Source organism: Halorubrum sp. AD140 (assembly GCF_034497445.1).
Taxonomy (GTDB): Archaea; Halobacteriota; Halobacteria; order Halobacteriales; family Haloferacaceae; genus Halorubrum.
On sequence record NZ_JAXRUU010000111.1, the window covers coordinates 1 to 4,469 of the forward strand.

General features: G+C 71.8%; 4 protein-coding genes and 1 pseudogene. All 5 read right to left on the reverse strand.

Features of this window, described 5'->3' with window-relative positions:
* Window positions 1-84: 84 nt before the first annotated feature.
* A complete protein-coding gene (locus U4E84_RS16225; RefSeq protein ID WP_322533154.1) occupies window positions 85-1,200 on the reverse strand; it encodes a putative sulfate/molybdate transporter in 1,116 nt (371 codons plus the stop codon).
* Window positions 1,201-1,287: 87 nt separating this feature from the next.
* Window positions 1,288-1,953, reverse strand: coding sequence for a hypothetical protein (locus U4E84_RS16230; protein WP_322533155.1), 666 nt, complete (start codon window positions 1,951-1,953; stop codon window positions 1,288-1,290).
* On the reverse strand, window positions 1,950-2,846 hold the full coding sequence (locus U4E84_RS16235) for a hypothetical protein (RefSeq protein WP_322533156.1): 897 nt from the start codon (window positions 2,844-2,846) through the stop codon (window positions 1,950-1,952). The genes U4E84_RS16230 and U4E84_RS16235 overlap by 4 nt, the downstream gene beginning before the upstream one ends.
* 144 nt (window positions 2,847-2,990) lie before the next feature.
* Window positions 2,991-3,827 (reverse strand): HTR-like protein, encoded by an 837-nt coding sequence (locus U4E84_RS16240; RefSeq protein WP_322533157.1) that lies wholly within the window; start codon window positions 3,825-3,827, stop codon window positions 2,991-2,993.
* A 63-nt stretch (window positions 3,828-3,890) separates the two neighbouring features.
* A pseudogene (locus U4E84_RS16245) lies at window positions 3,891-4,469 on the reverse strand (GHMP kinase); the annotation flags it as partial.

Genomic DNA, 4,469 nt, shown 5'->3' on the forward strand with positions numbered 1-4,469 from the left:
GGTCTGGTTCGGACTCGTGAGTCGTTGCCCTCGGCGACGCGGCGAACACCCGCAAAGCCCCAGTCTCGTCGCCACCTCGTTCGCTTATAAGCGATCGTCGCTGCCGCCGACCCGCTCCCACGCGAGGTGCGCGACGATCCCGAGCAGGAACGCGGCGCCGAGGTTCGTCGCCAGCGCGACGGCCCCGATGGCGACCGAGAGCGCGACGTTCTCCGAGTCGAGAGCGTTGCGCGCGAGCGAGACCGAGACGATAGCGAGCAGCGCGCCGAGCATCGCCACCGGGAACGCGCCGAGGAGGGCGGGCGTGGCGAAGGGGACGGCGAGGAGGTAGCCGACGCCGAGGACGACGTTCGCGCCGCCGGTGCGCGCGCCGAACGCGTGTTTGCCGGCGACGCCGTCGCAGCCGTGACACATCGGGATCCCGCCGAGCGGCACCGCGAGCAGGTTCGTCGCGCCCATGCTCGTCGACAGCTCGTCCGGCGTCACCTCGGCGTCGAACAGGTCCGCGAACAGCAGGGAGGTCGCGAGCGCGGCGTTGCCGATCGTCATCGCGAGCTGGGCGACCACGCCGTCGGCCGCTCGCCTGGTGACCGCCGCCGAGAGCGCGGGCAGCGACGGCGTCGGCGGCGCCCCGGGCCACTGCGGCGCCGGAACGCCAGCGGCGACGACGGCCACCGCGACGCCCGCGACCGCCACCGCGAGCGCGCTCGCCTTCCGGTGACCGGCGAGGACCGCGACGCCCGCGATCGCCACCCCGACCGCCGCGAGGACCGGATCGCCGACCGCGAGGTCGACTCCGGTCTGCAGGAGGATCAGCCCGACCGCGAACTGCACCCCGCGGATCACCGGCTCGCCAATCCAGCGCTCGACCCGCGCGAGCGTCCCCGTGAGCCCGATCGCGAGGAGGAGGACGCCGAGGATCAGCCCGGCGAGCGCGAGCTCGGCGTACGTCAGTGCGCCGGCGATCGCCAGCGCCGCCAGCGCCTTCATCGGCTCCACGGACATCGGCAGCCCGTATCGCACTCCCCAGACGATCTGGAAGACCCCGAACCCGGCGAGCGCGTGCGGCAGCGACACGTCGGTCAGCAGCGCCAGGGCGACCACGAGCGGGATGACAGTAATCGAATCCCCTATCGCACCGGTGAGCGCTCCCGAACCGAACTCGATGCCGTTCCGTCGCGTTTTCTCGACTATTCCCACCGTAAACGACGTTTCACGCCGGGAACGCTTGAGGCTGTTCAGAAACTGTTTTCGATATCGTTCGACGAATAGGTAACCGATACCAATTCATTCGTCGGCGTCGAACGCTGGGTCGTCCTCGGAGACCATCGGGCAGTTCCGGACGCGGAACTCGCCGAAGCCGACCGCCTCGACGACGGTCGTTCCCTCGTGGGTGCAGGCGACCTCGGGCGGGTCGGTGAAGTGGGGACACCGCTGGCAGTACGTCCGCTTGTCGACGACGTGTTCGACGGCGGCGTCGCCGACCTCCGCGACCGCCGCCGACCCGCGGACGCCCGCACCGACCGGGTCGTCCGCGTCCTCGTCGAGGGACTCCCAGACGTCCTCCTCGGCCGCACCGCTCACGTCCATCCGTTCGAACGCGTCCGTCGGGTCGTCGGCCGCGTCGTCGACCGAACCGAGTTCCTCGAAGGGGTCGCCGTGGTACGCGTCGGCCTCGCCGTGCGCCGTGTCGGCCTCACCGTGCGCCGCGTGCGAGCGGACCTCGTGAGGCTCCGAGCCGGCCGACGCCCTCGTATCCTCTCCTCCGTCGACGCCGTCGCCGAGTTCCGCGAACGGGTCGGCGTCCTTCGCGCTCTCCTCTCCCTCCTCGAGGGCGTCGAGCGCGTCGAGCGCGTCGAGAGCGTCCGCCTCTCCGTCCTCGTCCGTGACGTCGAAGGCGTTCGGCTCGTCGTCGCGGTCCGATCCCCGGAACGGGTGGTCCGCTCCGGTCATCGCGTCCCCCGTTCACCGTCGGCGTCTCGGGTGCTCACTCCGCCGCTCGCGCCGCCGGCGTCCACGTCGCCGTCGAGCGCCGGTCGGTCGCCGACGACCAGCCGCGAGGTGCCGAGGAAGCCGGGGTTCGGCTCCAGTTCGGCGAACTGCCGGCCGCAGTGGGGGCACTCGGGCGCCGTCAACAGCCCGATCCCGACGGTCCCGCCGCAGTCGGTGCAGGCCGCCTTCCGAACGCCGTGGCGGTTCGCAGCGGCCGTCAGCGCGTCGAGGTGCTCGCGGTCGGCGCGGTCGCGCTCGGCGGCCTCCAGTCGACGGCGGACCCTGACGACCGCGCTCGCGACCCGCGAGAGCTTGTCGTCGAGGTCCTCGACGTCGACGTCGTCGATCCTGGATTCGAGGTCGTCGAGGTCCGCCGCCCGCGACTCGACGCGACGCAGGCGGTCGTCGAGGTCGTCGACGGTTTCCTCGACCGCCTCGTCGACAGTCGACCGTCCCGCGGCGCCTCCCTCCACCTCGTCGAGCCGGGCAGCGATTCGGTCGAGGTCGGCCGCGAGCGCGTCCAGTCGCTGCGCGGTTTCCGGGTGGGCGTGGTCGGCCGGGGCCTTCGACTCAAGGTCGCGGTAGAGCTCGACGAAGCGGTCCCGCAGGTCCTCGACCTTCTCGTCGACCTCGTCGTCGAGAGCGTCGAGCCGCGACCGGATCGCCGCCACCTCCTCGGCGTCCGGCACCTCGATCCCCTCGGACTCCGCGAGCGCAACGATCGCCCGTTTCAGCAGCTCCTCGCGGTCGGCACGGGGCTCGGCGGCCTCATCGTCCGCCGCAGCGGCGACGGCGTCGATCGCCGCGTCGACGGCGGTCTCGACCGACTGGTCGGTCGGATCGAGGTCGCTCATCGAGAGTCCTCCGTCATCTACGCCCCGTTTGGAGGGCAGACTTAAGTAATCTGTCGCGTCGTTCTCCGGATCGATACTCGGAGGGACGAGTTCGGAGTTCGTCGGCGGCGGTCGACGGCGGTCCGCCCGCTACGGCGCCTCCGATCACCGGATCTTCCGCACGTCGCTGATGTCGAAGCCTCCCTCGTGGATCTCGGTCTCGAACCGGACGATGTTCTCCGCCTCCAGCCGGGAGAGGACGCCGCGGAACTCGCGGACGAACATGGTCCGGGCGCGCTGCGAGCCGCCGCTCTCCCACGTGAACTGGAGCGTCCCGCCCGCCGCGTCCATCAGCGCGCCGAGCTCGCGGTCGGTGATCGAGTCGGTGTTCACCAACACGAGGATGAGCCCGCCCCACTCGTAGGCGGCCTTCTTGAGCCCCTTCATCACCATCGCCACGTCGCTCCACTCGGTGTCCTCGTCGACCATCGAGACGAGGTCGGTGACGGAGTCGATACAGACGAGGCTCCCGTCGGCGTTCGCGGAGAGGTAGTCGCCGAACGCCGTGAGCACGTCCTCGTACTCCCCGCGGTCGCCGAGCTCCGTGATCGACGCCGTCTCGTCTTCGTACCAGTCGCGCGGGATCGGACTCAGCTGGAAGTACTCCGGCGAGAGGTCCCGGAAGGAGATCTCGTCGATCGCTGCGTCGACGATCTCGTCGGTCATCGCGTACCGCATCTCGCGGACGAGCGCGCTCGTGTCGGCGGTAAAGGACAGGTAGTGAACGGCTTCGGGGAGCGCGGCGTCCGCGGGCAGGTCCCCGTAGTACAGGTCGAACAGCTCCGGGTCGGCGCGCCCGAGCGCGTTCATCGCCGCGCTCGTGTACAGGAACTCGCGCGCGCCCGCCCCGGACTCCCCGGCGAGCAGCGCGACGGTTCCCGGCGGCGCACCGCCGCCGAGGATCGAGTCGAGGCGGGCGACGCCGAACGGAACGCTCGTCATGTCCTGTACGGTGTCGCCGCCCCGCTTAGTGTTGTTGCTCGGTCGACCCCGGTCCGCGTCACCTCACTCCGTCACCCGCGCCCCGCCCTCCGCCGCACGCACGACGGCGACCGAACCGGCCACGTCCGCCTCCTCCAGCGCTCGCTCGCCCGCGGTCGCCGCGGCGTCCGCGTTGGCGGCGTCGGTGACGCCGTACACGGTCGGGCCCCACGAGGACTGGCCCGCGCCAAAGACGGCCGAGGACGCCGACAGCGACGCCACCACGTCGCCGACGGGCGGGCGGTAGATGCCGCCCTGCTCGTCGGCGTACCACGCACCGTTGAGCCGGCCGATCTCCGCGACCGCGGCGCCGAACCGCTCGGCGTTCCCGGTCGCGATCGCGGGGAGCACCCGCCGGGTGACGATCCCGCCGATCCGGTCGGCGAGGCCGGGGTCCGCGCGTTCGACCGCGGCCCGCATCGCGTCGTCCTCCGCCTCCCCGTTCCGGCCCGGATCGACGTCGGGGCGCACGAGCAGGAAGCGCCAGTCGTCGGGCACGCCGTGGCGGGCGGTCACCGGCGGGACGGTCCACTCGCCGTCCGCCGGGCGGTCGGTCGTGAACCGGGCGGTCGGGTGGCCTGCGTCGAGGACGAACCCGCCCCA

Excerpts from the sequence above, each read along its gene's own strand:
- U4E84_RS16230 (WP_322533155.1), bottom strand. The coding sequence starts at position 1,953 with ATGACCGGAGCGGACCACCCGTTCCGGGGATCGGACCGCGACGACGAG.
- U4E84_RS16240 (WP_322533157.1), bottom strand. The coding sequence starts at position 3,827 with ATGACGAGCGTTCCGTTCGGCGTCGCCCGCCTCGACTCGATCCTCGGC.
- U4E84_RS16235 (WP_322533156.1), bottom strand. The coding sequence starts at position 2,846 with ATGAGCGACCTCGATCCGACCGACCAGTCGGTCGAGACCGCCGTCGAC.